Raw genomic sequence first — 26,538 nt, 5'->3', positions numbered from 1 at the left:
ATAACATCGGAAACCACTAAAGAACCCACAAATAATAATACCCTACTCCAAAGAATAGGGCTTATCATCACAATACTAGATTCAGCTGACTTTTATATCTTTTATTAACCTATAGTGGAAAGGTAAGAAAAAGTAATAAATGATTATATATACAGGTATGCTATAAAGCAAATTCCATCCTTTATATTCCATGAATCCTGATATATGGCATGTCCACTCAATGAACAAAGACAATAATGCAAATAATAGTGTTCGTTTCATACGTTTATCTCTGTGCAATTTATTTAGAAACCATATTGCTAATGATGATGGAATAAGTGCGTATGTTAGCAGCTCCCCAATTCCAGTAGATTCCCCTCTCCCAAAATTTACCCAATCTAAATATATTGCAAATACACTATTGGCAATCCAGGTAATAGCACTAATTACGCCATAAGTACAATAAATTTGCAGCCCATTCATTTTTTCCTTTGGCATAAATAATACCATAATTAATAATAATACTGCTCAAACAATAGGAACCCAAATCCCTTTAGCATGAATGTCAAGATTTTCAATAATTTTGTTCAAAACAATCACCACTTTTTTTGAATAGTTTAACTTACAATTATTCATTTTATACACATAGAAATTAAAAAACCCCCACTTAAATGAGCGGGGGACAGTAATAGTATTATTAATTTGTTCTCGCTTTATAATTTCTGATAATGATTTTGGTATAGCTTATTCTGAAAGATAAGATTTGGAGGTAAACATTTTGTTAGACTAATTATGATAACAAATCTCTGTCACCTAATATGCAAGACTCATCAGTGGAAAATTTCACGAAAGCATTCCTTAAATCTAGTTCTGACAAGTAAAAGTGGTCAAAATGTGGTCAAATTCAACTTAGCCAAACTATAAACCCTTATAAACAAAGGGTTTTTCTACTAAATAAATTACATCACACGCTTAAACATTTTCTCCATTTCATAAGTAGAATAATGCACAATAATCGGTCTACCATGCGGACAGGTAAATGGATCGGATGTTGTTCGAAGTTCGTCCAATAAACTTTGAATCTCATCATTTCGCAAATGGCGATTTGCTTTAATGGATCCCTTGCAGCTCATCATGATGGCAGCTTCTTCTCGTAAAAGCTTGATATCTACTTTTCGCATCGAGAGTACTTGTTCAATCATTTCTTCGATTGTTTCTTTTTCTTCTCCTTTAGGGAACCATTGTGGATGGGAGCGTACTAAGTAGCTTTGCTGGCCAAATGGTTCGAGAAATACGCCGACTTTTTCGAGCTCAGCTTTATTTTCTTCTATTTTCATCCATTCATCTAAGGAATAATCTAATGTTAATGGGATAAGCATTTCTTGTAATTCCTTATGGACTTCGCCAACCTTTTCCCGGAAAAATTCGTATTTGATTCGTTCTTGAGCTGCATGCTGGTCGATAATATATAGGCCTCTTTCGTTTTGTGCAAAAATATAAGTTCCATGCATTTGCCCAATTGGATAAAGGGGCGGAACTCTCGGACCCTCTGCCACGTCAGCTATTTCTTCCTCTTCCCATGTTTCCTCTATCTCTTCTTCTGTTGCAGGAGGGATACTACTATTCCCTTCCTGTCCAAAGAAAAAGGCTGTGCCATCTGTTATGGTTGATTCTTCTTCACTTTCTCCAGATGGCCAACTGCTTGGTGTGTCTTCAAGAGGTTCGCTCCAACTCGGCTTTTCTCCCTGTTCTGTTGTTGGATTGGAAAAAGTAGGCTCCATTTTGGGAACAGATACTGGCATTGCCGATTCGCGAATCGTATCAAAGCTAAAGGCCGCTTGCTCTTCTTTCGGAGCTGGCTTTTTCTCGCGGATAAGTCCTGCTGGAATAAGCTCCTTTTTCTTAAATGCCGATTTAATCGTATTACTGACAAGTTCGTATAATTCTTGTTCTTTGCTAAAGCGCACTTCCATTTTCGATGGATGAACGTTAACATCAACAAGGATTGGATCCATTTCAACATTTAAAAGAACAATCGGATATCTGCCAATAGGCAATAACGTATGATAGCCTTCCTGAATACTGCGGACAAGAGAATAGTTCTTAATAAAGCGACCATTAATCATTGTGGAAATATAGTTCCGTGATGCCCGCGTAATTTCTGGCAGCACCATATAGCCGCTTAGTTTAAAATCAAGAGTACTTGCTGAAATTGGTGTCATTTTTTTGGCTATATTTAAGCCATAAATACCCGCAAGTACTTGTCTTACATCCCCATTACCATTTGTATGAAGGAGCTTGCGGTCGTTATGCACTAAGCGAAAACTAATATCAGGATGCGCAAGGGCAAGGCGGTTGACGATATCGGTAATATTACCTAGCTCTGTATGAATCGATTTCATATATTTCAATCTTGCTGGCGTATTGAAGAACAAATCGCTGACAATGATCTCTGTTCCCCTTCTTCCCGGCGCTCCTTCCTGTTTCACTAAATGTCCGCCTTTAAGCTCTACTGTTGTCCCTTTTTCTCCGGTAGAAGTGGTCAAGGTGACTTGAGAGACAGAGGCAATACTCGGTAGTGCCTCGCCTCTAAATCCAAGGGTACGGATTCGAAATAAGTCATTTTCGTCTTTTATTTTACTTGTTGCATGTCTGGAAAAAGCAGTTAAAACATCCTCTTCGTCAATTCCTTGTCCATTATCAAGAATACGAATGCTTTGTAAACCAGCTTCTTCGATAAAAATTTCAATTGAAGTACTTTTTGCATCGATACTATTTTCTACTAATTCTTTTACAACAGAGGCTGGCCGCTCAACAACTTCACCTGCAGCAATTTTATTCGAAAGTGCATCATCCAGTTGAATAATCTTTGCCATTTTTTCTCCTCTTTTCTTTCTTACTTTTTTCTGTTTTCATGTGTTGGGCAGTGTATCAGCTGAAATGGTCGAATTTGTAGCTATCTTCTTGCCTATGAACACCGTTTTTTCCAACGTTCCTTGGTTTCATGGCTTTCACTCTCTTTATGAACACCACTTTTTCCAATGTTCCTAGATTTTTCGACTTTCATTCTCCTTATGAACACCATTTTCCCCCAACGTATTTCCATTTCTATGCGTTCATACCACTGACTGTACACTCTATCACCCTAACCCACTTTATCGATCATTTCGGACTTTTTTATGAAGTTCATATAATGTATTTAATGCCTGCATTGGCGTCATTTCTAATATATCTAAGTCTTTTAGTTTATTGACGATTTGCTTTTCTTTCGTAGAAATCGCCTTTTGCGGTTTTTTCTCTTCTGTTTCAAAGAAGGATAATTGTGCCTCTTCTTCGGCTATTTCAGCTTTCACAACCGATTTTTCGATTACTGCCACTGCTGTTTCTCCAGCAAATTGATCCTTTTGCTCAAGGCTTGTTAATAGCTCTTGTGCTCGTTCAATCAATGCTTCTGGCAATTCAGCAAGCTGTGCAACGTGAATCCCGTAACTCTTGTCTGCTGCGCCCTCTTTTATTTTATGCAGGAAAACAACTTTTCCGTTTTGCTCCATTGCACTGACGTGAACATTGCTTAATGATGGAAGTTCGTCTGCAAGCACAGTCAGCTCATGATAGTGAGTAGAGAATAAAGTCTTTGCGCCAACTTCATGATGAATGTACTCGATAATCGCTTGGGCCAGTGCCATTCCATCATATGTGCTTGTGCCCCGACCAATTTCATCGAATAAAATTAAACTATTATTAGTAGCATGCAGGAGTGCGTTTCTTGCTTCCAGCATCTCCACCATAAACGTACTTTGGCCAGAAATAAGATCATCTGCCGCTCCTATTCTCGTAAATACTTGGTCAAATAACGGCAGCACTGCATCATCTGCTGGTACAAAGCAGCCGATTTGCGCTAAAATGCTTGTTAAGGCAATTTGGCGCATATACGTACTTTTACCAGACATATTTGGTCCAGTAATTAACAGCAATTCTCTATCTTTATGCATGGTGCAGTCATTTGCTACATAGCTTTGCGCGTTCATTACCTTTTCTACTACAGGGTGTCGGCCATTTTTGACAGAGAGCGTACGATCATTTGAAAAGACAGGCTTCACATAGCGGCGGTCCTCACTTACTGTTGCGAAACATTGGAGCACATCTAGTGTGCTTACAGTTTTTGCAAGGTTTTGTAAGCGTGGAATATACTCTTTAATGGTCTCCCGGATGGTTGTAAAAATCTCGTATTCTAATTCAACCATTTTTTCTTCAGCTTGCAGAATTAGACTTTCTTTTTCTTTTAATTCTGGCGTGATATAACGCTCCGCATTAGCAAGGGTTTGTTTACGCTCATACTGTCCTTCTTGTAAAAGATGGACGTTTGCTCTTGTTACTTCTATATAGTAGCCGAATACACGATTATAGCCGATTTTCAGCGATTTAATGCCTGTTTTTTCCCGTTCTTCTCTTTCTAGCTGAGCAATCCATGTTTTGCCGTTTCGACTTGCATCGCGGTAACTGTCTAATTCAGGATGGTAGCCGTCTAAAATAATATTTCCTTCTTTAATAGACAACGGTGGATTTTCAACAATAGCTCGCTCCAGTAAATCAGTGATATCTTCACAAGGATCTAGGTCTTCAGCCAATTTTATAGCTTCCTTTGAACCAAACGATGCAACAATTTGCTGAATAATCGGTACTTGTTGTAACGATTTTTTTAGCTGGACAAGATCTCTCGCATTAACATTTCCAAAAGCAACTCGTCCTGCTAAACGTTCTAAATCATATACTTCTTTTAATTTTTCCCGCAAATCTTGGCGTTCAAAGTAATGTCCGATCATCGTCTCGACGAGATTTTGACGATATTCAATCTCTTCCTTATTTAAGAGTGGACGATCAATCCACTGTTTTAAAAGTCGTCCGCCCATCGCGGTTTTCGTTTCATCCAATAACCAAAGAAGTGATCCTTTTTTTCCTTTTGAGCGAATCGTTTCCGTTAATTCTAAGTTCCGCTTAGAAAAATAATCAATCTTCATAAATTGATCAATCACATAGGTCGAAACCGGTTGTAAGTGATCCAAGCTTCTCTTTTGTGTACGATATAGATAATTAAACAAGCGGACAACCGTATTTCTTAACTGCTGTTCTTGAATACCTTGCAATAATGGCAGATGCACATCTTTTTCATCCAGCTCATTTTCAATCGAAAGGGTTAATGTACCTCTTTCCTGTAACCGTTTCTGATACTCTTTCGAGAAATCGTCAGAAATTACTACTTCTTTTGCTCCCGATAAGGATAGTTCATTTAATAAAGAGTCTATTCCCTTAAGAAGAGTTGCTTTGCTTTCCCCTGTCGATAAATCGCTATAAGCAAAGCCAAATTGCTCTTCTGCAAATAAAGAGATAGTGGCAATATAGTTATTTTCTTTATCGGAAAGGTTCTTTCCTTCCATCATCGTTCCAGGGGTAATCAGCTGAACGACCTCTCTTTTCACAACTCCCTTTGCTTGTTTCGGGTCTTCTGTTTGTTCACAAATAGCCACTTTATAGCCGCGTTCGACTAGCTGTTCAATATAGTTGGCAGCAGAATGATGCGGAACACCGCACATGGGAATTCGCTCTGCTCCTCCGCCTTCTCTGCTTGTTAAAGTGATTTCAAGCTCCTGTGATGCTTTGATGGCGTCATCAAAGAACATTTCATAAAAGTCTCCTAAACGAAAAAATAAAAAGGCATCCTGATAATCTGCCTTCACTTGTAAGTATTGTTGTATCATGGGCGTATATGTTGTCATAACTTCCTCCAAAATCCTGTCCAAATCTATTATTCTCCCATTATAACATAAAGAAATAGAATATTTCAGTGGGTGGTATTGGGAAAAGACTATGAATATCTCTGAAAAAACACTTGCTTTTTTGTATGAAGTTAGATGTGATAACTAGTTCATTCCATTGTGCTCCATTCCAGTATTATTTTTAAAAATAATACTAGTAATTCGCGAGCAAATCTTTTATAATTTAGCTTGCAATAAAAGTTAATTTTAGGAAAAGGAGCAATTATCTTGAAACGTATTCTATCTATTCTTTTAACAATTGTTCTTATGGTCAGTTTTATGCCACATTCAAGTGCTGAAGCAAAAACGAAGGTTAAAACGTATAAAAATTGTACAGCCCTAAACAAAGATTATAAGGGTGGCGTTGCTAAATCCAAAAGCACCAAAAATAAGGGTGGAAAAACAAAGTACAAACCGTATGTATCTAAAGCCTTATATAACGCAAACAAAAAAATGGACCGTGATAAAGACGGAATTGCTTGTGAAAGATAATCTTCCTGCCTTTTTCTTATGCGAATTGGAAAAAGGCTTTTCTATTATTGATTATTAATGAATCATTAATAGAAAAAAAGACTAGGAAAAGCTCCTAGCCTTTACTCTTCTTCCCCGCCTACAAGGAAGTCTGGATTTAATTCCTCAAATTCTTCATCTTCTACTTCATCTTTAAACCAGGCATCGTCATCTTCCTTGCCACATTCGTCTGTGCAAACCTTCACACAGATTTTTGTTTCTCCGATAACTTCCACGATAAATTCTTTTTCTACATGGACAATGATTTTATTGCCATTTGGCGAAATCACTGCTTCAATGCAGTTTGGTTGTTGCAAAACGCGTGCAATAACATCATGGTCTTCTAAGCAGTCAGGATCACGATATTTTAATTTAATGACATCTGTATATTTCACACGCTCTGTTACTACTTCCGTTTGTGTATTATCATTATAAGAATACCAAACGTTAATATCAAAGTATCCACAAATTTCTACTGTTTTACCAACCTTTTCTGCTTCATACGTATGGTTGATAATCCAGCAGCCCAAGATACTTGATGGGCTGTTGTCTGGGCAGATAGTATGATTGGATTTTGTAAATTTACGTCCTTTCGCTACGACTGCCTTTGTAATAATCTCTCTATATTCTCCCATGTTCGAGCGAAACCTCCTCATTCATTTTCATTTCATCCTATGCGGGATAGGAGTCTAGTGTGCGACAATTTTTAAAGACGATAAGTAATGCTTAAATCTACTTCATTGTATGTAAAACTTGGGTAAGTGTGCCGATATTAGCCATTTTTCTAGACATCTATCCTTCTTTTTATCAATTCTAAAAAGCACTTTCCTTATTTCTTTATTAATGAAAAAAACCTTATCTATTCAGCTCTTTTTTTTGCTTTTAAAAAAATATGCGTTTGTATTAATACATTCGCGGATACAGCTTGTTCTAATCTCTATATACTGTAGTATACGGTAAGGGGGTGAGGAAGTTGGCAGGGTTATTTAATAAAAACGATCAGTTTGATTTTAAATTCAATGTTAATGGTAAAGAGGTTACTGGCGAGGACAGAGCTAAATACGCACAAGAATTAATTACTAAATTATCTTCAGAGATGGGTGGATTAGTCCAAAAGTTAACCAAAGGTGTTTCTGAGAATGTAGCTGGAACTACAATGGATGCAATGAAGGAGAAAGTTGCAAGTACGGTTGATTTAGATTCAATTAAAGAAAAAGTAAAACCACATCTTAATCCTGAAACGCTAAAAAGCATTGTAAGTGAAGACACCCTAAGCAAGCTACAAGAGAAATTACCTGTCATTGATGCTTCAAATGATGATGGGAACCTTAAATTAAATGTTAACGGCAAGCCTATTTTTTCACTAGATCTTTCAGATTTTATCAAAAAATAAGTAATCAATCTTTTCTTTGAAAGGAGGTGAAGTCAAATGTTGTCTAAATGCACATCTGATTGTCACAAAGGTAACGGTTCTGGCGTTGCTGGTACTGATGTTACTGCTAAAGGTAAAGGCATTGGAAACAAAGGAGCAGAACTTCGCGGATTTACTAATGCTACTCAAGGTAACGGTAACCTAGCTAACCAATTTTCTGCTTCTGGTGCTGCTGGTGGTGCTGCTGTAGGTGTTAACTTATTAAACTTCTTTGTTGGTGGTATTTTAGTTAATGCTAACGTTGCTGGTGCTGCTACTGCTGTATCTTTCAACCAAAATAGCCCTGAAATGGTGAACGAAGGTTAATCACCTTTAAAATAAGCACTCCTATAAGTGATAAGCATATAATAAAGGGCAACATCTTCTTGATGATTGCCCTTTTCTTTTACATACCTAATAGAAGGAGGCTAAAGAATGGCTAAAGATAAAAATATTGGGTTAACTGCTGAGAAACTAAAAGAGCTTGGGGTACCAGAGGAGCTTATTGATAAAATTCTAGAAACAGGAGGTCCTTCTGTTAACACCCATGCAGAAGGAGGAAATGGTGGAAGTGCCGTCAGCTTAACTTATGTAGACAATTACTCTGTCTTATTTCTTGTTTATACATTTCTATTGCAAACAGTTAATAACGGAAATGCCAAAGATAAAGAAACAAAGCAGCTTAATAAAGCATTGCTTTCAACCTTGCAAACAGCTATGAAGGAACAGCAAGAATATCGGAAAGCATTCTTACGAGCGATCAATATTTTAAATAATCAAAACAAGTAAAACCAAGCAAAGATATGCTTGGTTTTACTTGTTAACATTCTATTTAAAAAATATGCTACCCATTGCATTACACCACAAGGAATCTTTACGATCGCTCGTTCTTGGATCTCAGCCTCTTATTGTTCTTTCTTCTTCTCAACGGAAGAAAGGATTTCTGTTTCTACTGTGTCTGCGATCGTTTTTGTTACCATTTGCAGCATATCGTTAACAATTTCTTGTGATTCTTTAAATTCACTGACAATTGGCAGTTCATCGATTTCTTTTTGTAAGACATCAATTTTTGCTTCAGTATCTTTTAAAGCAGCAATTTTTCCATAGTGCTGAAGATTAACTGCTTGTTTTTGAAGCTTTTTAATCTGGGCAATTCGATCATTTACTTTTTGGTTTTGATTGATTTGTTTTTCTGCTCGTTGGTAAAATTCCACTTCTTCTGTCTCACGAATCATTTTGGCAAGCTGCTCTGTTCGTTCGATAATTTCTTCTCGTGTGAATTTCGCCATTAGTTTGCCTCAACAGCTTCTGCTTCTAATACCTCAATCATTTCTCCGTTTAATGACCATGTTTTTGCATCGGTAATTTTCACAGAAACAAGTTTGCCAATAGCCGATTTTGGTCCGACAAAGTTTACTAGCTTGTTTTTACGTGTATAACCAGCAAGCACATCTGGGTTATTCTTGCTTTCTCCTTCTACAAGAACCTCTACCGTTTGGCCTTGATAATTCTTCATGGAATTAGCAGAATACTCATTAACTAAAGCATTTAGGCGCTGTAAGCGTTCCTTTTTGACTTCCATCGGAACATTATCTTTCATTCGTGCTGCAGGTGTTCCTTCACGTGGAGAATAGATGAATGTATAAGCAGCTTCAAAACCAACCTCTTTATAAAGAGATAATGTTTCTTCAAATTGCTCATCTGTTTCATTTGGATAACCAACAATAATATCTGTTGTAAGAGTTAAATTAGGAATAGCCGCTTTCATTTTGCGAACTAATTCTAAATACTGCTCTCTTGTATATTTACGTGCCATAATTTTCAACACATCAGATGAACCCGACTGAACTGGTAAATGGATATGTTCCACTAAGTTACCGCCTTTAGCAAGCACCTCAATTAAATGATCATCGAAATCACGTGGGTGACTTGTTGTGAAACGAACACGCGGAATATCAATTTTGCGCATTTCTTCCATTAAATCTCCGAAACGGAAATCAATATCTGTAAAGTCTTTTCCATAGGCGTTTACGTTTTGACCAAGCAATGTAATTTCTTTATACCCTTGTGCTGCTAAATGACGCACTTCTTGGATAATATCTTCTGGACGGCGGCTTCGCTCTTTTCCGCGAGTATATGGAACAATACAATAGGTACAAAACTTATCACAGCCATACATAATGTTTACCCATGCTTTAATTTTTCCATTACGTACTTTAGGAAGGTTCTCGATCACATCCCCTTCTTTAGACCAAACTTCTACGACCATTTCTTTTGACATATATGCTTCGTGAAGAATATTTGGTAAACGGTGAATATTATGTGTACCGAAAATCATATCTACTTGTGTGTATGTTTTTAAGATTTTGTTTACGACAGATTCTTCTTGTGACATACATCCACAAACACCTATTAAAAGGTCTGGCTTTTCCGTTTTTAAATGCTTTAAATGTCCTAATTCACCAAATACTTTATTTTCTGCATTTTCACGAATCGCACAAGTATTAAGAAGAATAACATTGGCGTCATCGACTGAATCTGTTGCCTCATAGCCTAAAGCTAAGAAAATCCCTGCCATTACTTCTGTGTCATGTTCATTCATTTGACAGCCATATGTACGAATGTAGAATTTACGCCCTTCACCCATTCCGCGGAACTGCTCGGAAATGGAGAAATCCTTCTCATAGCGGACTTCCTCTTTTCCTCGTCTTTTGGCATCTTTTAAAGAAGGGGCTTTGTATACTGTTTCGAAATATTTGCTATAATCCTTTTCGGATTTTTTGTCCGAAGAATTATTGCTTCCGATTTGCTGTCCTTCTAAACGTTGGTTTTCGTTCATTTCAACTACTCCTCTCTTATCGATGATTTTGGTTTCATCCATAAGTTTGTTAATATACATGTTTAGGCTTCTTATAGATTGGTGTTTTCTCCCCACCATCGATTCAAATTGAACCGATAAAAACTACTTTGACAAGAAAAACATCCATCCATATAATAGCTGCTTTTTCATATGTACTATTCTTTATAGACATATTTTCATTATTCTAGTATAAGCCTTTCATCTTTTGAAAACAATAGCAACGTCTTAAAGATATCATTCTACTATTTTCTTGTTGTTTAACTAAAAAGATACTTTCTCCCTCTTCCGCAAAGGAAAGAAGATAGATGATTTTCTTTATTTCGGAAACCTTTTTGTCATATTCGTATATAAGAATTTCTCTACTTGCGTACTTGTATAATATCTTGTTAGCTCATTTATTAGATTAGGATAATCGACAGCGGAAGCTAGACCTTTTACCGTTTGGTCGATTCCATCAAAATCAGAACCAAAGCCGACATGATCTTCACCTCCAAGCGAACATATATAATCAAGATGGCGTAGAATATCTGTAATAGTTGCTGTGTTGGTTCCACTTAAAAACTGTGGCACAAAAGTAATGCCGATTACACTGTCTGCTTCTATCATTGCTTTAATTTGGTCGTCGCGTAAATTACGAGGATTTGGACAAAGATTATATGTATTCGAGTGTGATGCATATGGATACTCTGCATGCTCCATAACATCCCAGAAGGCATTTTCCGATAAGTGGGAAACATCTACCCAAATTGCTTGCTTATTCAAAAGCTTCACTGTTTCTCTTCCGAATAAAGATAAACCAGCACCTCTAGGTTCTAGTGCTCCATCCGCAACAGCATTCGCATAGTTCCAAGTAAGTCCTACTGCTGAAACACCTAATCGAAGCAATGTTTTTAATTTTAGCAAATCTCCTCCAATCGCATCACAGCCTTCTAATGTTAGGAGTGCACCAATTTCACCATTTTTTAATTCCTTTATATCTTTTTGTGAGCGTATAAATTTTAAATCTGCATTCGGCTTTAAGATTTTATCATAAAAGATAGTTGCCATGGATAAAGCTGCTTCAAACCGCATATCAGGATGGACAGATTCTGGAACATAAATAGCAAAACATTGAATCTTTGCCCCCCCTTTTTGTAAATTACTCTTAGTGACATGAAGTTTATCACTATTCTGAAAATTTATCGTTTTATCTATAAACATTTTATATAATACATCACAATGACCATCGAAGTAATTCAAACCATTCACTCCCCTACAAATATGTTTTTTATGTAAATCTTGTGGCTATTTCTCTCCCTCAAGATATCAATTGACTATAGTTATAAAAAAAGGATGCCTCACTCATTTGGTTTATTCTCCACAGTTTCAAGTTAATAGCGGGAGAAAAGTTCATTCTCCAACTTAATTTTTTCTGTGGGACCTAAACCTATTGAGGAGACATCCTCCTTCTTTTTTTAAGGTTTGCTCTATTCAGTTTCCAAAAGATCAAAGGAACACAAACAAGCATACCAATCTCAGAAGGGATACAGTGAAACTAAGTCAGAGAAGATTTTTTTCTTCTCCATTTATCTTAGTTAATCATTCAGTCCTATACAGACAGCTGACTTCACATCTGCTTCTACAAATATCCAAAAGTTCTACCGCCATACTGTCCAATTAAGATCAAAATAAATGGAAAAGCATGTAATTACATGCTTTTCTACTTTTTATCAAATCTTGTTTTCTCTTTATCTAGGCTCCACAATGAGCTTGATGGCCGTTCGTTCCTCACCGTCAATGACGATATCAGTGAAGGCAGGAATACAAATTAAATCCACTCCGCTAGGTGCTACAAACCCTCTTGCGATAGCAACTGCTTTAACCGCTTGATTTAATGCACCTGCACCAATAGCCTGGATTTCTGCTCCACCTCTTTCACGTAGAACACCTGCAAGCGCACCAGCTACAGAATTGGGACTAGACTTTGCTGAAACCTTTAATATCTCCATTTCTAGCTCCTCCTTGTTTAACCCCCCCGCATGTTACATTAAATAATAATGAACATATCAGGATATATATCATTCCAATGTTACTATATTCCAAGTTTCATACACATATTCCAGCTTGGACATAAAAAATTAGAAAATATTTGTTTATACAAGATAGCTATATCCTCAAATAATTATCCTTTTATTACGAGAAAAATGGATGATCATCATTGATTAATATACGTTCTATTTTCTTTGCTTTCCCAGTCTTTTTATCTACTTCAATTAAACAGCCGCTTAATTGTGCTCTCCCACTTTTTGGCGGCTCGAAACGTGTTGGCAAATTGGTTAAGAAACGATTCAATACTAATTCCTTTTGCATTCCAAGAATCGCATCATATGGCCCTGTCATCCCAACATCGGCCATAAAGGCAGTTCCATTTGGAAGGATACGGTTATCAGCTGTTTGCACATGCGTATGTGTTCCCACAACAGCTGTTACTTTTCCATCTAAATACCATCCCATTGCTTGCTTTTCACTTGTCGCCTCTCCGTGGAAATCAACAAAAATAATATCAGTACGTTTTTTTGCTTCCTCCACTAAGCCATCAATCACAATAAATGGATCATCACTCGGATTCATAAATGTTCGCCCTTGTAAATTGATGACAGCTACTTCTATATCATTAATTTTAACAAACACCATGCCTTTTCCTGGATTATTTTCGGGAAAATTTGCAGGTCGTACTAAGTATTTTGCCTGATCGATGAATTCAAATATTTCGCGATTATCCCATGTATGGTTTCCCATTGTTATTGCTTGAGCACCAATTTCTAAAAAGCTTCGATAGATTTTTTCGGTGATACCTTTTCCGCCAGCAGCATTTTCGCCATTTATTATCGTCATCTGCGGACGGTATTTCTCCTTTAGCTTTGGTACGTACTCTTTAATCATATCTCGACCCATAGAGCCTACGACATCTCCAACAAATAAAATATGCATGTCTTTTTTCCTACTTTCTAATCTTCACTATGTAACAGTGTAACATATAATTGCCTGCGTTCCTAACTAGATTTTCCTTCTAAAAACTTTTGGAAGATAATGTTGCCAAACATAAAAAAACGGTGCAAACGCACCGTTTTTATTTTGCATATTCAACCGCTCTTGTTTCACGAATGACGGTTACTTTGATATGACCTGGATAATCTAATTCCTCTTCGATTTTCTTACGAATATCACGAGCTAATCGATGAGATTCTAAATCATCCACAAGATCAGGTTTCACCATGATTCGAATCTCACGACCTGCTTGAATAGCGAATGATTTCTCTACTCCATCATAAGACTCTGAAATTTCTTCTAATTTCTCAAGTCGGCGAATATAGTTTTCTAATGTTTCTCTTCGCGCTCCTGGTCTTGCAGCTGAAAGTGCGTCAGCAGCGGCTACTAGTACAGCGATAATTGAAGTTGGTTCTGTATCACCATGATGGGATGCGATACTATTGATCACAACTGGATGTTCTTTATACTTGGTAGCAAGTTCGACACCAATTTCCACATGGCTTCCTTCGACTTCATGGTCAATTGCTTTCCCTATATCATGAAGTAAGCCAGCTCTGCGGGCAAGAGTTTGATCCTCACCAAGTTCAGCAGCTAAAATTCCTGATAATTGTGCCACTTCCATACTGTGCTTTAATACATTTTGTCCATAGCTTGTACGGAATTTTAGACGGCCGAGAATTTTAATTAAATCTGGATGTAATCCATGAACTCCGACCTCAAACGTAGTTTGTTCTCCGATCTCACGAATATGTTCATCCACTTCTCGACGAGCTTTATCAACCATTTCTTCAATACGAGCTGGATGAATACGTCCATCCTGGACGAGCTTATCTAACGCAAGTCTAGCAGTTTCACGTCTTATTGGATCAAAACCAGATAAAATTACTGCTTCTGGTGTATCATCAATAATTAAGTCAATTCCTGTTAATGTTTCAAGCGTTCGAATATTTCGCCCCTCACGGCCGATAATTCGCCCTTTCATTTCATCATTTGGAAGGTTAACAACGGAAACTGTAGTTTCTGCAACATGATCAGCTGCACAACGTTGGATTGCAAGTGACAAAATTTCTTTAGCCTTTTTATCTGCTTCTTCTTTCGCTCTAGTGTCACTTTCTTTAATCATTATCGCAATATCATGAGCAACTTCTTGCTCTGTACGCTCTAAAATGATGGATTTCGCCTCTTCTCGAGTTAATCCAGAAATGCGCTCTAGTTCTGTTTGCTGCTTGCGAACCATCTCGTCCACTTTGCTTTCCATCTCTTCCATATGCTGTTGTCTTTTATTAAGAGAATCGTCCCTCTTTTCTAACACTGATTCACGTTTATCTAACGCTTCTCCCTTGCGATCAAGATTTTCCTCTTTTTGCAATAAACGATTTTCTTGTTTTTGTAGTTCATTTCTTCGATCACGAACTTCTAGTTCTGCTTCACTACGAAGCTTGTGAATCTCATCCTTTGCTTCTAACAAAGCTTCTTTTTTCAATGCGTCTGCTTCACGCTTTGCATTCTCCATAATTTGTTCAGCAGTCAACGTTGCATTGCTAATTTTTGCATTAGCATTGGACTTTCGAATAAAATATACAACAAAGCCAACAACGGCAATAACGATTAGAATAAGCAAAATGGAGATGATTTTTATTAAATCCATCATTTTCACCTCCTCTTGCTATCAAATTGTGTTTGTTACGATTTTAAAAGTATTGGCTTAAAATGTTCCTTTTTTCAATCGAAATTTCCCTAGTCTTATAAAATGTTTTCTAGGTTTTCATACTTATAAAAATGTAAAATATACAATTTAATTGTATAGTTGTACCAATTTATTGTCAAGGCTTTGAACTAGTAGGATTAACCTAATTCTCATTGGCTATCTCCGTTATCATCTTCCTCTAACAATTGCTCTTTACTTCCTATATATGTATGAAATATCACCTTATTTAAAGCTAAACCTAACCTATCATCCGTATTATAGTCAGAAACTAAGCTTATTAAACCTAGGAAGTCCTTTATCCCACAGCCTCTTTTAAATACTTAAGTGGATTGAGAAGATTTTTTTACTTTCCAGATTACGATGGACAATAATTGCGTTTTTTGGGATCAGTCAGCTTGGAGCACCCAAAGAACGCTATCGAATACTTTTATAGAATAGCAACAAAAAAGATGGCAAACGGAAAAACCCGTCTCCCATCTTTCTTAACGATTAATCGATTAATTCAAATTGTTCATTCTCATCATTTTCAGGCTTTAATGTAACTTCTTTATCCAGCCCGTAATGATCGCGAATTTTCTTTTGAATTTCTAGGCGCATTTCTGGATTTTCTTTCAAGAATTGCTTCGCATTTTCACGGCCTTGCCCTAATCTTTCGTCATTGTAAGAATACCAAGCACCACTTTTTTGAACAATATCAAGTTCAGAACCAAGGTCAATGATCTCTCCTTCTTTTGAGATACCTTCACCATACATGATATCGACTTCTGCTACTTTGAAAGGTGGTGCTACTTTATTTTTTACCACTTTGATTTTTGTTTTGTTTCCTACCATATCTGTTCCTTGTTTTAACGTTTCAGCACGACGAACTTCTAGTCGGACAGATGAATAGAATTTTAGCGCACGTCCACCAGGAGTTGTCTCAGGATTTCCGAACATTACTCCAACTTTTTCACGAATTTGGTTAATGAAAATAGCAATCGTTTTTGATTTATTAATAGCACCAGATAACTTGCGAAGTGCCTGTGACATTAAACGCGCTTGAAGTCCAACGTGAGAATCTCCCATTTCGCCTTCAATTTCTGCTTTTGGTACAAGTGCTGCTACAGAGTCAATAACTAAAATATCAACTGCACCACTTCGTACTAATGCTTCCGCGATTTCTAACGCTTGTTCTCCGGTATCTGGTTGAGAAAGTAATAATTCATCAATATTAACGCCAAGCTTTTGGGCATAAACCGGATCCAATGCATGCTCTGCATCAATAAATGCTGCTTGTCCGCCATTTGCCTGAACCTCAGCAATAGCATGAAGCGCTACTGTTGTTTTCCCTGAACTTTCAGGACCATAAATTTCTACAATACGACCTCTTGGATATCCACCAACACCTAGGGCTGCATCTAAAGCTAAAGATCCACTTGGACTAGTAGAAATGACTCTATCTGCTTGCTCTCCCAGCTTCATGATACTACCTTTACCGAATTGCTTTTCTATTTGTTTTAACGCCATTTCTAATGCAGCTTGACGATCACTCAAATACGTTCTCCTCCTTATATAAAAAATGAATCTCACCAATCATGATTCATTCGTTGTTTAAAAGATTATATACTTAATATACCTTTTTTCCTTTCATTTGTACAGTAAAAAATCGAACATTCATTCGTTTTTTTATTTTCCAGCTGAAAGAAACCTTTTAAGTAAAAGATATCCTATTATTTATCTTCTAACATTTTCAATAAGAAATATTGACCGTATCTCACACTTCTAACTCGATTACCAGCTCTTGTTCCACTTAATGCTAACTTCTCTACTTTTGTCGGTTCACCGCTTTTAGCAATCCCAATATAAACGGTACCTACTGGGTTTCCTTCTAATTCATTTGGACCTGCAACTCCTGTGAAGCTTATCCCAATGTCAGCTTTTAATAGACGTGCAACATTCTCCGCAAGTTCTTTCGCACATTGCTCGCTTACGACACCATGTTCTTTGATCGTCGACTCTTTTACTTGCAAGATTTGATGCTTTACTTCATTTGTATAGCAAACAATTCCGCCTTTAAAAATATTCCCAGCGCCTGGAATTCCTGTTATCTCTTGCTGAAACAGTCCTCCTGTCAGACTCTCTGCGGCTGCTACTGTTAAATTTTTCTTTAATAAAATATGAGAAAGCTCATTCATTAAAGTAGTGTCCTCATACCCATAGAAAAATTCTCCTACACGTGCGAATATTTCTTCTTCTGTTTTTACAATCAATTTATCTGCTTCTTCTATAGAATCATGCTTACATGTGATACGTAATGTTACCTCTCCATCTCCTGCGAGCGGGGCAATAGTCGGATTGGTCTGGGCATCAATTAAATCTTCTATTTTTGTTTCTAGCAGGGACTCCCCAATGCCAAAGAAGCGAAGCACGCGTGAAACAATGACATCTTTGCTTGTCATTTGCTTTTGTATTGCAGGAAATCCATATTTAACAAACATTGGCTGAATTTCTTTCGGTGGTCCTGGTAAAAGCATGTAAAAGCGACTGTCTTTTTTTAAAAACATCCCCGGTGCCATACCATGGTCATTTGGAAGAACGTCGCTTCCTTCTAATACTAATGCTTGCTTTTTATTATTTTCCGTCATCGTGCGTTTCGTTTTGACAAAATAGTCTTCAATGGAATCTAAAGCTGTTTTATCAAAAACCAACTCTTTCCCTATATGCTTGGCAATCGTTTCTTTCGTTAAATCGTCCTTTGTTGGACCTAATCCACCGGAGAAAATAAGCAATTGTGCTCGGCTTTCAGCGACTTTTATTGCTTCCTCTAAGCGAGCTGCATTATCTCCAACAACTGTATGATAATAAACATTTACTCCTAAGTCGGCTAAATGCTTGGATATAAATTGAGCATTTGTATTAGCAATTTGTCCAAGTAATAATTCTGAGCCAACAGCAATAATCTCTGCATTCATATAATGCTCCCCCTTTTTGTCTGTTCATAAAGAAAGGACGTCTCTTTATAAAGCAATATACGCTTGTCATAAATAGATGTCCTTATTTTTATTCCTCTATTTTATTTGGATGAAACAAAAGCCTGTTTATTTTTTGCAAAATAATCCCAGCCAGACCAAATCGTAAAGATCAAGGCAACCCATAGGGCAAGGATATCAAAAGGCAGTGAAATAAGTTCAAAAATCATATTATGTAATAAAAGCGCAGAAATCGCAACTATTTGGGCCCACGTTTTAATTTTCCCAAGCATATTTGCTGCAACTACCTCTCCGCCGCCAGCTAATATTAAACGTAAACCGGTTACTGCGAATTCTCTGCTAATAATAACAATCGTAATCCACGCAGGTGCCATCTGCAATCCTACTAAAACAATTAATGCAGATGAAACTAATAATTTATCTGCTAAAGGATCTAAAAACTTCCCTAAATCGGTTACTAGATTATACTTTCTCGCAAAGTGTCCATCAATCCAATCCGTTGTCGATGCTAGGATAAAAATCAAGGCACCGATAAAATGTGTCATCGGTAAGGTAACACCTAAAAATGTTAGTTCTCCCCATTGAAAGTCCACTAGCATGATGACTAGAAAGACGGGGATTAATAAAATTCTTGCTACGGTAATCTTATTTGGCAAATTCATCTTACATCCTCCATTACCATGACGTTAATCGCCACTTTCATTAAAAATAAATTAAAAACATTAGTATTATAACCTAAATACGATATAATAGCGAAAAATAGTCATCGAATCGATGACTATTCTTCTTTTATATTTTTAATAACAAGATCTTGTCTAGAAGATGAATCACCAAGGTCTATTTTTTCATCGTTGACAAAAACATCTACTTGGCTGTTTCCAATTACAATACGTGCTTCTGTCTCTTTTGATAAATCTTCTACGTGTGATTCAGTTCCATCTTTTTCAAGGATACCTTGGAAAAAGGAATAGTTTTTGCCATTTTGGATATCAACCCAAACTTTTCCTGTTGCTACAAGCTTAACAACAAACTTCTCTGCATTTTTCACTTCATATGTTGTCTTTTTTCCAACTGTTTCTTTTTTGGTAATCTCTTGTTTTGGTGCCTCTTCTTCTACTTTCTTCTCTTCTTCTTCTACTACTTGTTCTTTCTCTTTATTAGCATCCTTATCAGTTACCTTTTCTTTTTCCTTTTTATTTAATGCATCTGATTTCATATAAACAGAATTCTGTTCCGCACCGCTATTAGACTGTTTTTCTGGATTTGAATCTTTCGCATACACAAAATACCAAACCAGAAAAGCAACAGCCAATACAAGAATAGCAATAAGAATAGTTGGCAAGATATCGAATACCTTTGAAGTGGCTCCGTCTATTGCGCTTCTTGAATTCACTCTCGATAAATTTTGCGGCAACTCATCATTTACCGTTGTTGGTACCTCAGCTTTATACTCTTCAAATATTTCTTCTGGAACCAAATCTACCGCTTCTGCGTATTGTTTGATAAATGCCCGTGTATAAAATTTACCTGGCATCATACTATAATTACCTTCTTCAATGCCAACTAAATAACGGACTTGAATTTTGGTAATCTCTTGTAATTCTTCTAACGTTAGTCCTTTAGCTTCTCTAGCTTCTTTTAATCGATTTCCTAATTCACTCACAAGATAACACCTTCCAACTTACTAAAAATCAAAACCCTCGAATTCACTTTCTAAGGCAAGAGTATTCTTTTTATGAACATCATAAAGAATCTCCTCGTCTGGCTCATGTCTTAGCTCAATAATATAATCAAAATCATCTAAAGTGTATTCTGTATTATGTACAAAGGCATCGGGATGTTCTACTACTTTTATACATGGCAGGCGCATCACTTCTCGAACAACCGCCCAATGTCGCTCATTAATCTGTTTGGAAGAAACAATACCATCAATGATAAATAAATTATTTTCATTATATTCTCCCTGCATTAAAGAATGGCGGATAGTCTGCTTTAGCAAAGTAGAACTCACTAAAAGCCATCTCTTATTTGCACAAACGCTTGCAGCCACTATGGACTCCGTTTTGCCTACCCGCGGCATCCCTCTAATACCTATTAATTTATGGCCTTCTGTCTTAAATAATTCCGCCATAAAATCTACTAGCAATCCAAACTCATAACGAACAAAGCGAAATGTTTTTTTGTCATCTGCATCTCTTTGAATATAACGACCATGTCTTACTGCAAGTTTATCTCTTAAAGAAGGTTCTCTAAGCTTGATTACTTTTATTGTGTCCATTGTATAGAGAATAGATTCTAACCTTTTTATTTGTTCCTTATTTTTCGCTAACATTAATAAGCCGCGCCGTCCATCGTCTACCCCATTAATGGTGATAATATTAATTGAAAGCATTCCTAGTAATGAGGAAATCTCCCCTAGTAGGCCAGGTCGGTTTTTTTGAATTTCGTATTCTAAATACCATTCCTTCTGTTCCAAAAAAATCCTCCTACAACTAGCAAGTGAAATTTTCTAGTCTTTTAACTTCTATCATATAGGAATAGTATAAATAATCAAGAAAAAAGGGGTCAAAATAGAAAAAAAGATGGACTTTTTATAAGAAGGGTGCATTCTAGGAAAATAAAGCATTCATTTTAATCTAAAATCATTGTTTCAAAGCTATTTTTACTTGATTTATTTGCATGCTGCTCATGTTTGATCCGCCTCTTTTCTTCTACACTTTCTTGCTTTTGGTCACAGACAGGCTTCCCTTCTATTATCTAGATGCTCTTTTTCGAAGCACGTCATCACATTTTGGAATATTTTTCTGTTCCGAAAGGAAAGAAGCTCAATAAATAGCTTTTCTATTTATCGAGCTTCTTTGATTGCCACTAATAATTATTTTGTTCCGTTATTATGCACTAATTTTACCATCATATTTGCAATCGCATGTTGTTCTTTTTCATCTGCAACTGACCATAAATCGGATAAAATCTTTTCTTGTTCATTTTTAGGCTGAACTTGATTAGACAGATAATCTCCAATTTGAAAAGCAAGATCTCCTATTGCTTCCTGATTCATTCCCTCATTTTCGGCATGATGAAGACGATCTGCTAAAAAGTCTTTCCATTGATCCCAATTTTCCAAAATAGACATCATGAATTACTCCTTCCATTGCTTAAGTGAATTACATCATTATTTTGGTTCGTTCGATGTAATAATATGCATGAAAATCTTTTGGAAAAGCTATCTATACAAACCATCCCCCATTAAGAGAAAGGACTTGTCCTGTCATATAAGAAGATTTTTCCGATAATAGAAAGGCTACACTTTCTGCTACTTCTTGGGGACTTCCCAATCTCCCCATTGGGATTTCCTCTGCCATCAGCTGCATTTCTTCAGGCGAAAAAGATTGAAGCATGTTCGTTTCAATAGCGCCAGGAGCTACTGCATTCACCCGAATACCATTAAAGGCTACCTCTTTACTTAATGCCTTCACAAAGCTAATTTGGGCACCCTTTACAGTAGAATAGGCAACTTCCATTGCTGCTCCTACTTGACCCCATATACTTGTGATCACAATAATATTACCATATTGTCTCGAAAGCATTTTTGGTAATAAAGCTTTTGTTATACACATTAATGAATGTATATGGACATTCCATAGGGCTTTCATTTCTCCCTCTTCCATATCTGTAAATAAACCATATGTACTTATGCCACTTGCGTGAACAATTCCATCTATTGTGAAAATACTTTCGAGAATTTTTTGGTAGTCATTTTCTTGTTGTAAATCTGCTTGTATGGGTAAGTATTCTCCCCCATTCACTGCTAGCACTTCTAACAGTTCCTTTATTGCTTTTTCATTTTGATGATAGTGTAAGTAAAGCGAATAGCCTTCTTTTGCTAATTGTTTTGCAATCGCTTGTCCAATTCCACCAGATGCACCGGTAATTAAAATCCATTTCCCCATTGTCTTTTTCACTCCATTTACTTTTACCTATAAACCTAAACAGCAACAGACACAAAGAAATAGATTTCTTTGTGTCTACTTATCATTATTTCGGCACTACTTGGCAAGATGTTATTCTTTCTTCTGCTAATAATTTATTAGCCGCATTTTTTATATCCTCAACTGTAATTTCTTCAACAGCAGGTACCACATCAAATAAATTCATTTCATTGAAAGCATAGCGTGTAAATTGGTTAGCGATATATTCTGGTGAATTAATCGCACGTAAGAAAGCGCCAATTTTCTTTTTCTTCGTTCTTTCTAACGTCTCGCTGGCGAAATCGGTTGTTTTAGCTTTCATTAAAATTTCTTTAATTGCCGTTTCTAACCGATCAGGATCACTCGTATCTCCACCAATCATCGCAAATCCAAAGCCGTGTTCCTGTGTGTAATCATAAGAAAAAGTATCATCAATTAAGCCTTCTTGGAAAAGATTTTGGTAGTTTTCAGAGCTTTCACTAAATAGGAAATCTAATAATAAATTGATGCTCCACTCTTGTTTCATCATTTCCTTTCCGGACTGCTCTACATCGATTCCTTTTATTCCAACAAGACATTTAGAAGTGTGGACATTCATTTTTAGTACTTGCTTGTCCTTATTAACATGTGCAGGTTCTTCTTTAAATTTGCGTTGAATTTCACTGTGATTTGTATAATCTTTTTTGCTTTGATTTTCTCTTATCTGAGCCATATACTCTTCTGGATCAACTGGTCCCACAATGAAAAGAAGCATATTGCTTGGGTGGTAGAAAGTATTATAGCACTCATATAACATATCTTTTGTGATATGTGAGATGGATTCAATCGTTCCAGCAATATCAATTTTCACAGGATGATGGACATACATATTTTCAATTAGTCCAAAATATAGACGCCAATCTGGATTATCATCATACATCGTAATTTCTTGCCCGATAATTCCTTTTTCTTTTTCTACCGTTTTTTCCGTAAAGTATGGTTCCTGTACAAAATTAATAAGTGTTTCCAGATTATTAGCTACATTAGAGGTACTAGAGAACAAATAGGCTGTTCTTGTAAAAGACGTAAAAGCGTTAGCGCTTGCCCCCTGTTTACTAAAATCTTGAAAAACATCACCGTCTTCTTTTTCAAAAAGCTTATGCTCTAAGAAATGAGCAATTCCATCAGGAACTTGAGTGAATTCAGATCCCTCAAGAGGAATAAAGGTGTTATCTACAGAACCATAATTTGTTGTGAATGTACAAAACGTCTTATTAAACCCTTTTTTCGGCAAAATATATACCTTTAAGCCATTTGCTAATTTTTCATAATATAGTTCTTCTTGCAATTGAGCAAATTCTATTTTTTCCATTATGCATTCCCCTCCGATCCCGTTAAGAAATAAATGGTGTCTAGTTCGATCTTCTTAGCGGCAGCAATGATTTCCTCTCGGGAAACTTTACTCATATATTGAAGCCAATCGCCCATCTCTACATAATTATCACTTACGCTATTATGGTAGAACAGTTCAATCATTCCACGGGAAGTATCTAATGTTTCCAGCATTTGATTATGAATCACCGCTTTTGTCTGCATTATTTCTTGATCGGAAAATTCGCCTTTTTTCATTAACTCCATTTGTTCCTTAATAATCTTAACTGCCTTATCGTAATTGTTATTATCTATTCCTGACATTACTAAAAGCAACCCTTTATGACTTTCTAAACGACTTGCTGCATAATAGGCAAGGCTTTCTTTTTCCCTGACATTAATAAATAGCTTGGAATGCGAGAACCCGCCATAAATGCCATTGAGTACTTGAAGGGCAAAATATTCTGGATCTCCATAAACAATATTTGTGCGAAATCCCATATTTAGTTTTCCCTGTTTAATATCTTGTACTTCACGAACTTCTTTTACTTTCTTAGTTTCATATGATTTTCTACGATCAATTGATTGTGCCGTTCTTTCTTTAAATGGAAATAATTCCTCAATATAGGCTCCTACCTCTTCTTCTTTAATATCGCCGACCATATACAAATCAATCTGATCTTCTGCTAACGCTTTTGTATAATAGTCGTAAAGGGATTGTGGGGTAATGCTATCAACCTCGTCTTTTTCACCGTAAACACTTAGTGCATAAGGCTCGTTTTCACACATAACATCAATTACTCGTTGATTCGAATATCGCATTTTATCATCATAGATGGATTGAATTCTTTGCTTTAATGCACGTTTTTCATTATCTATGACATTCTGGTCAAAACCACTTTCTGATACATTTGGCTGAAAGATAACCTCCGATAAAAATTCCAACCCTTTTTTTAATAAAGGAGCTGGGTCTGAGAGAAACTTTTCGTTTGCAATTTCTAAAGAGAAAGAAACAATGTGGTATTCCCCTTTTTTAGCAAGATCGATAAAAAAAGTAGCTCCATACAATTCTTCTATAAAGGAACGAAGCTTTGCCGTTGTCGGAAATTTCTTCGTACTATTTTGCATCACATAAGGAAGAAGAGCCCTGTGTGTTGAATTTTCTTTTGTAATAGGGGTTCGCCATTTCATCACAATCGTATTCGTTTTAAATTTTTCTGTCTTTACTGTATGTAATTGAAAGCCGCTATATTTTGTAATTTTTTCCGTTGCTACACTCATAACATACCTCCTCATATACTTACACTCATCATACACTACTTACTAGTATTTACTCTATTTATAAGGTTATTCTCATAAAGTCTAGATTAGGTGATTTTCCTTTAAACTTACATCATCTCCTTTGCTTATTTCTATTCCTTCTTTATTGTATAACCTAAACTCATACTGATAGGATTTCGCCTCTATTTCTGAAAGTCTTTCATCAAACGTTTCCATTGAAAATTTGTTTAAAGATACCTTTTTTCTCTCCTTCCAGTCATTATTTATGATTAAGTCAATCGAACATACACTTCACTTGTCCCATCTGATAGGAAAAGAAAAAGTGGTGTGCGCTCATCCTCTATCGGAACAGTGTAGGTAGTAACTCCATAAGATAGGTATAGTTCCCTTTGGAATCTTTTTCAAACTTAATAATTCCCTATCCCTCCCCATTTGTAAAAGCAGCGATTCTAGTCTTTTCTATATCAAAAATATCAATAATTTTAATATTAGTTTTCTCTTGCAATAAGTCACTTTTCATAATCAACTTTGTAATAGAAGCTTCATCATTGCCATAAACAGGACGATTATTCCATAATAGTCCGATTACAAGCATAAGCAATACACTACTAAATAAAATTAATAGATTCTTTATGCTCATTTATTTTCCTGGCTTTATAAAAAATTCTCATTATTATCAAAATATCATTCAAAAGAAGCTTATTCAATAAAAAACAAGAAAATAATTCCAGATTATACTTTTTCCTTTAAAGAGACGATTATTTCTCATGAAAACAGGAAAAAAATAAAGAAAAGAAGAAAGGGAGAGGTGCACAATGCCAAAACTTGTTTTGATTCGCCATGGAGAAAGTCTTTGGAATGTGGAAAATCGTTTTACTGGTTGGACAGATATTGAACTGTCAGAAAAAGGGTTAACAGAAGCAAGGGAAGCTGGAATTATTCTCCATCATAACGGCTACACATTTGATATTGCATATACATCCTATTTAAAAAGAGCAATTCGGACATTATGGATTATTCTCGATGAAATGGACAGTATGTGGATTCCTATACATAAAACGTGGAAATTAAATGAACGTCATTATGGTGCTTTGCAAGGACTCAATAAAAAAGAAACAGCTGATCAATATGGGCTTGACCAAGTTCAAAAATGGAGAAGATCCATGGATATCAGACCGCCAGCTTTAAATAAAGATGATCCCCGTTACAATATCGACGATCCAAGGTATCAACAGCTCGAAGAAGGCGACTTTCCTTTAACGGAAAGTCTTGCCGATACGGAGAAAAGAGTCTTAACTTTCTGGGATCAAGAAATTGCACCTATGTTACGCAACAATAAAAAAATAATAATTGCAGCGCATGGTAATACAATTCGCGCTATTATTCATTATTTAGATAACGTTTCACCAGATGGGATTGCGTCTTTAAACATTCCAACAAGCATTCCATTAGTATATGAATTAGATGATAACTCTTTAAATCCTATGCGCCATTATTATTTAGATATGAATGGCGAAGTTCCTGCAGATGTGATTCCTAAACATATTCCAATTGAATTATTAGATAAAGAATTTAAAACCAAGGCAATTAATACACATGAAGAATAAGAAGCATCAGGTAAATTACTAAGTGAAATGAATAAATAAAAAGAGACTCCAC

The 26,538-nt window shown here is 36.2% G+C and carries 26 protein-coding genes; 5 read left to right on the top strand and 21 right to left on the bottom strand.

The window, feature by feature from the left end; translation table 11 throughout:
* Window positions 1–81: 81 nt before the first annotated feature.
* From NST77_RS06185 to mutS, 3 genes are all read right to left on the bottom strand, one after another.
* Entirely contained in the window at window positions 82–477 is a 396-nt protein-coding gene (locus tag NST77_RS06185) for a hypothetical protein (protein ID WP_341122801.1), read from the bottom strand.
* Between the two features lie 461 nt (window positions 478–938).
* A complete protein-coding gene (mutL, locus tag NST77_RS06180) occupies window positions 939–2,855 on the bottom strand; it encodes a DNA mismatch repair endonuclease MutL (RefSeq protein WP_341122800.1) in 1,917 nt (638 codons plus the stop codon).
* Between the two features lie 279 nt (window positions 2,856–3,134).
* Window positions 3,135–5,753: a DNA mismatch repair protein MutS gene (mutS, locus tag NST77_RS06175; RefSeq protein ID WP_171509530.1), complete on the bottom strand. Its 2,619-nt coding sequence runs from the start codon at window positions 5,751–5,753 to the stop codon at window positions 3,135–3,137.
* Window positions 5,754–6,059: 306 nt separating this feature from the next.
* Here mutS and NST77_RS06170 point away from each other — a divergent pair, with 306 nt between their 5' ends.
* On the top strand, window positions 6,060–6,284 hold the full coding sequence (locus NST77_RS06170) for an excalibur calcium-binding domain-containing protein (RefSeq protein ID WP_370999621.1): 225 nt from the start codon (window positions 6,060–6,062) through the stop codon (window positions 6,282–6,284).
* 101 nt (window positions 6,285–6,385) lie between these two features.
* Here the strand turns inward: NST77_RS06170 and NST77_RS06165 are convergent, their stop codons facing one another.
* Window positions 6,386–6,937 carry an outer spore coat protein CotE gene (locus NST77_RS06165; protein ID WP_341122799.1) on the bottom strand — a complete coding sequence of 184 codons (552 nt, stop codon included), beginning with the start codon at window positions 6,935–6,937 and terminating at the stop codon, window positions 6,386–6,388.
* Between the two features lie 338 nt (window positions 6,938–7,275).
* Here NST77_RS06165 and NST77_RS06160 point away from each other — a divergent pair, with 338 nt between their 5' ends.
* The 3 genes from NST77_RS06160 to NST77_RS06150 all read left to right on the top strand — a co-directional run bounded on the left by NST77_RS06160 (window position 7,276) and on the right by NST77_RS06150 (window position 8,502).
* A complete protein-coding gene (locus NST77_RS06160; RefSeq protein WP_095329253.1) occupies window positions 7,276–7,695 on the top strand; it encodes a hypothetical protein in 420 nt (139 codons plus the stop codon).
* A gap of 36 nt (window positions 7,696–7,731) precedes the next feature.
* Window positions 7,732–8,040, top strand: a complete 309-nt coding sequence (locus NST77_RS06155) for a hypothetical protein (RefSeq protein ID WP_095329252.1) — start codon at window positions 7,732–7,734, stop codon at window positions 8,038–8,040.
* A 108-nt stretch (window positions 8,041–8,148) separates the two neighbouring features.
* Window positions 8,149–8,502: a hypothetical protein gene (locus tag NST77_RS06150; RefSeq protein ID WP_095329251.1), complete on the top strand. Its 354-nt coding sequence runs from the start codon at window positions 8,149–8,151 to the stop codon at window positions 8,500–8,502.
* A gap of 116 nt (window positions 8,503–8,618) precedes the next feature.
* On the opposite strand, the gene NST77_RS06145 is transcribed toward NST77_RS06150, so the two are convergent.
* The 17 genes from NST77_RS06145 to NST77_RS06065 all read right to left on the bottom strand — a co-directional run bounded on the left by NST77_RS06145 (window position 8,619) and on the right by NST77_RS06065 (window position 25,519).
* Window positions 8,619–9,002 carry a RicAFT regulatory complex protein RicA family protein gene (locus NST77_RS06145; protein WP_095329250.1) on the bottom strand — a complete coding sequence of 128 codons (384 nt, stop codon included), beginning with the start codon at window positions 9,000–9,002 and terminating at the stop codon, window positions 8,619–8,621.
* Window positions 9,002–10,552, bottom strand: a complete 1,551-nt coding sequence (gene miaB, locus NST77_RS06140) for a tRNA (N6-isopentenyl adenosine(37)-C2)-methylthiotransferase MiaB (RefSeq protein WP_095329319.1) — start codon at window positions 10,550–10,552, stop codon at window positions 9,002–9,004. Before miaB ends, NST77_RS06145 begins: the two co-directional genes overlap by 1 nt.
* Window positions 10,553–10,888: 336 nt before the next feature.
* Window positions 10,889–11,812 (bottom strand): dipeptidase, encoded by a 924-nt coding sequence (locus NST77_RS06135; RefSeq protein WP_095329249.1) that lies wholly within the window; start codon window positions 11,810–11,812, stop codon window positions 10,889–10,891.
* Between the two features lie 488 nt (window positions 11,813–12,300).
* Window positions 12,301–12,561, bottom strand: a complete 261-nt coding sequence (gene spoVS / locus NST77_RS06130) for a stage V sporulation protein SpoVS (protein WP_016201204.1) — start codon at window positions 12,559–12,561, stop codon at window positions 12,301–12,303.
* Window positions 12,562–12,745: 184 nt separating this feature from the next.
* Entirely contained in the window at window positions 12,746–13,543 is a 798-nt protein-coding gene (locus tag NST77_RS06125; RefSeq protein WP_095329248.1) for a TIGR00282 family metallophosphoesterase, read from the bottom strand.
* A gap of 139 nt (window positions 13,544–13,682) precedes the next feature.
* A complete protein-coding gene (rny, locus tag NST77_RS06120) occupies window positions 13,683–15,251 on the bottom strand; it encodes a ribonuclease Y (RefSeq protein ID WP_047940071.1) in 1,569 nt (522 codons plus the stop codon).
* A 549-nt stretch (window positions 15,252–15,800) separates the two neighbouring features.
* Entirely contained in the window at window positions 15,801–16,844 is a 1,044-nt protein-coding gene (gene recA, locus NST77_RS06115; RefSeq protein WP_095329247.1) for a recombinase RecA, read from the bottom strand.
* A gap of 176 nt (window positions 16,845–17,020) precedes the next feature.
* On the bottom strand, window positions 17,021–18,262 hold the full coding sequence (locus NST77_RS06110; RefSeq protein ID WP_095329246.1) for a competence/damage-inducible protein A: 1,242 nt from the start codon (window positions 18,260–18,262) through the stop codon (window positions 17,021–17,023).
* A gap of 101 nt (window positions 18,263–18,363) precedes the next feature.
* A complete protein-coding gene (gene pgsA, locus NST77_RS06105) occupies window positions 18,364–18,942 on the bottom strand; it encodes a CDP-diacylglycerol--glycerol-3-phosphate 3-phosphatidyltransferase (RefSeq protein WP_095329245.1) in 579 nt (192 codons plus the stop codon).
* Window positions 18,943–19,058: 116 nt separating this feature from the next.
* A complete protein-coding gene (locus NST77_RS06100) occupies window positions 19,059–19,943 on the bottom strand; it encodes a helix-turn-helix domain-containing protein (protein ID WP_095329244.1) in 885 nt (294 codons plus the stop codon).
* Window positions 19,944–19,964: 21 nt separating this feature from the next.
* Window positions 19,965–20,756, bottom strand: a complete 792-nt coding sequence (locus NST77_RS06095; RefSeq protein WP_341122798.1) for a YmfK family protein — start codon at window positions 20,754–20,756, stop codon at window positions 19,965–19,967.
* Window positions 20,757–21,155: 399 nt separating this feature from the next.
* A complete protein-coding gene (locus NST77_RS06090) occupies window positions 21,156–21,413 on the bottom strand; it encodes a DUF3243 domain-containing protein (RefSeq protein WP_047940065.1) in 258 nt (85 codons plus the stop codon).
* Between the two features lie 94 nt (window positions 21,414–21,507).
* Window positions 21,508–22,230: an elongation factor P 5-aminopentanone reductase gene (gene ymfI, locus NST77_RS06085; RefSeq protein ID WP_095329242.1), complete on the bottom strand. Its 723-nt coding sequence runs from the start codon at window positions 22,228–22,230 to the stop codon at window positions 21,508–21,510.
* A gap of 85 nt (window positions 22,231–22,315) precedes the next feature.
* On the bottom strand, window positions 22,316–23,599 hold the full coding sequence (yfmH, locus tag NST77_RS06080; protein ID WP_095329241.1) for an EF-P 5-aminopentanol modification-associated protein YfmH: 1,284 nt from the start codon (window positions 23,597–23,599) through the stop codon (window positions 22,316–22,318).
* Window positions 23,599–24,879, bottom strand: a complete 1,281-nt coding sequence (gene yfmF / locus NST77_RS06075; RefSeq protein WP_123257480.1) for an EF-P 5-aminopentanol modification-associated protein YfmF — start codon at window positions 24,877–24,879, stop codon at window positions 23,599–23,601. Before yfmF ends, yfmH begins: the two co-directional genes overlap by 1 nt.
* 81 nt (window positions 24,880–24,960) lie before the next feature.
* Window positions 24,961–25,095 carry a hypothetical protein gene (locus tag NST77_RS06070; protein ID WP_286167733.1) on the bottom strand — a complete coding sequence of 45 codons (135 nt, stop codon included), beginning with the start codon at window positions 25,093–25,095 and terminating at the stop codon, window positions 24,961–24,963.
* A gap of 202 nt (window positions 25,096–25,297) precedes the next feature.
* Complete coding sequence (locus tag NST77_RS06065; protein WP_163186526.1) at window positions 25,298–25,519, bottom strand: hypothetical protein; 222 nt, start codon at window positions 25,517–25,519, stop codon at window positions 25,298–25,300.
* Window positions 25,520–25,694: 175 nt separating this feature from the next.
* On the opposite strand from NST77_RS06065, the gene gpmA reads away from it, so the two are divergent.
* Entirely contained in the window at window positions 25,695–26,486 is a 792-nt protein-coding gene (gene gpmA, locus NST77_RS06060) for a 2,3-diphosphoglycerate-dependent phosphoglycerate mutase (protein WP_095329238.1), read from the top strand.
* Window positions 26,487–26,538 lie beyond the last annotated feature (52 nt).

The sequence above is a fragment of the Niallia sp. FSL W8-0177 genome (genome assembly GCF_038006285.1).
Taxonomy (GTDB): domain Bacteria; phylum Bacillota; class Bacilli; order Bacillales; family Cytobacillaceae; genus Niallia; species Niallia circulans_A.
The sequence above is the reverse complement of the archived record's forward strand: the minus strand, read 5'-3'. Positions and strand labels throughout refer to the sequence as shown.

Bases quoted from the DNA above. Each gene is read 5' to 3' on its own strand.
- NST77_RS06185 (WP_341122801.1), bottom strand. From the start codon at position 477: ATGCCAAAGGAAAAAATGAATGGGCTGCAAATTTATTGTACTTATGGC.
- mutL (WP_341122800.1), bottom strand. From the start codon at position 2,855: ATGGCAAAGATTATTCAACTGGATGATGCACTTTCGAATAAAATTGCT.
- mutS (WP_171509530.1), bottom strand. From the start codon at position 5,753: ATGACAACATATACGCCCATGATACAACAATACTTACAAGTGAAGGCA.
- NST77_RS06170 (WP_370999621.1), top strand. From the start codon at position 6,060: ATGGTCAGTTTTATGCCACATTCAAGTGCTGAAGCAAAAACGAAGGTT.
- NST77_RS06165 (WP_341122799.1), bottom strand. From the start codon at position 6,937: ATGGGAGAATATAGAGAGATTATTACAAAGGCAGTCGTAGCGAAAGGA.
- NST77_RS06155 (WP_095329252.1), top strand. From the start codon at position 7,732: ATGTTGTCTAAATGCACATCTGATTGTCACAAAGGTAACGGTTCTGGC.
- NST77_RS06150 (WP_095329251.1), top strand. From the start codon at position 8,149: ATGGCTAAAGATAAAAATATTGGGTTAACTGCTGAGAAACTAAAAGAG.
- NST77_RS06145 (WP_095329250.1), bottom strand. From the start codon at position 9,002: ATGGCGAAATTCACACGAGAAGAAATTATCGAACGAACAGAGCAGCTT.
- miaB (WP_095329319.1), bottom strand. From the start codon at position 10,552: ATGAACGAAAACCAACGTTTAGAAGGACAGCAAATCGGAAGCAATAAT.
- spoVS (WP_016201204.1), bottom strand. From the start codon at position 12,561: ATGGAGATATTAAAGGTTTCAGCAAAGTCTAGTCCCAATTCTGTAGCT.
- NST77_RS06125 (WP_095329248.1), bottom strand. From the start codon at position 13,543: ATGCATATTTTATTTGTTGGAGATGTCGTAGGCTCTATGGGTCGAGAT.
- rny (WP_047940071.1), bottom strand. From the start codon at position 15,251: ATGGATTTAATAAAAATCATCTCCATTTTGCTTATTCTAATCGTTATT.
- NST77_RS06110 (WP_095329246.1), bottom strand. From the start codon at position 18,262: ATGAATGCAGAGATTATTGCTGTTGGCTCAGAATTATTACTTGGACAA.
- pgsA (WP_095329245.1), bottom strand. From the start codon at position 18,942: ATGAATTTGCCAAATAAGATTACCGTAGCAAGAATTTTATTAATCCCC.
- NST77_RS06090 (WP_047940065.1), bottom strand. From the start codon at position 21,413: ATGTCTATTTTGGAAAATTGGGATCAATGGAAAGACTTTTTAGCAGAT.
- ymfI (WP_095329242.1), bottom strand. From the start codon at position 22,230: ATGGGGAAATGGATTTTAATTACCGGTGCATCTGGTGGAATTGGACAA.
- yfmH (WP_095329241.1), bottom strand. From the start codon at position 23,599: ATGGAAAAAATAGAATTTGCTCAATTGCAAGAAGAACTATATTATGAA.
- yfmF (WP_123257480.1), bottom strand. From the start codon at position 24,879: ATGAGTGTAGCAACGGAAAAAATTACAAAATATAGCGGCTTTCAATTA.
- NST77_RS06070 (WP_286167733.1), bottom strand. From the start codon at position 25,095: ATGGAAACGTTTGATGAAAGACTTTCAGAAATAGAGGCGAAATCCTAT.
- NST77_RS06065 (WP_163186526.1), bottom strand. From the start codon at position 25,519: ATGAGCATAAAGAATCTATTAATTTTATTTAGTAGTGTATTGCTTATG.
- gpmA (WP_095329238.1), top strand. From the start codon at position 25,695: ATGCCAAAACTTGTTTTGATTCGCCATGGAGAAAGTCTTTGGAATGTG.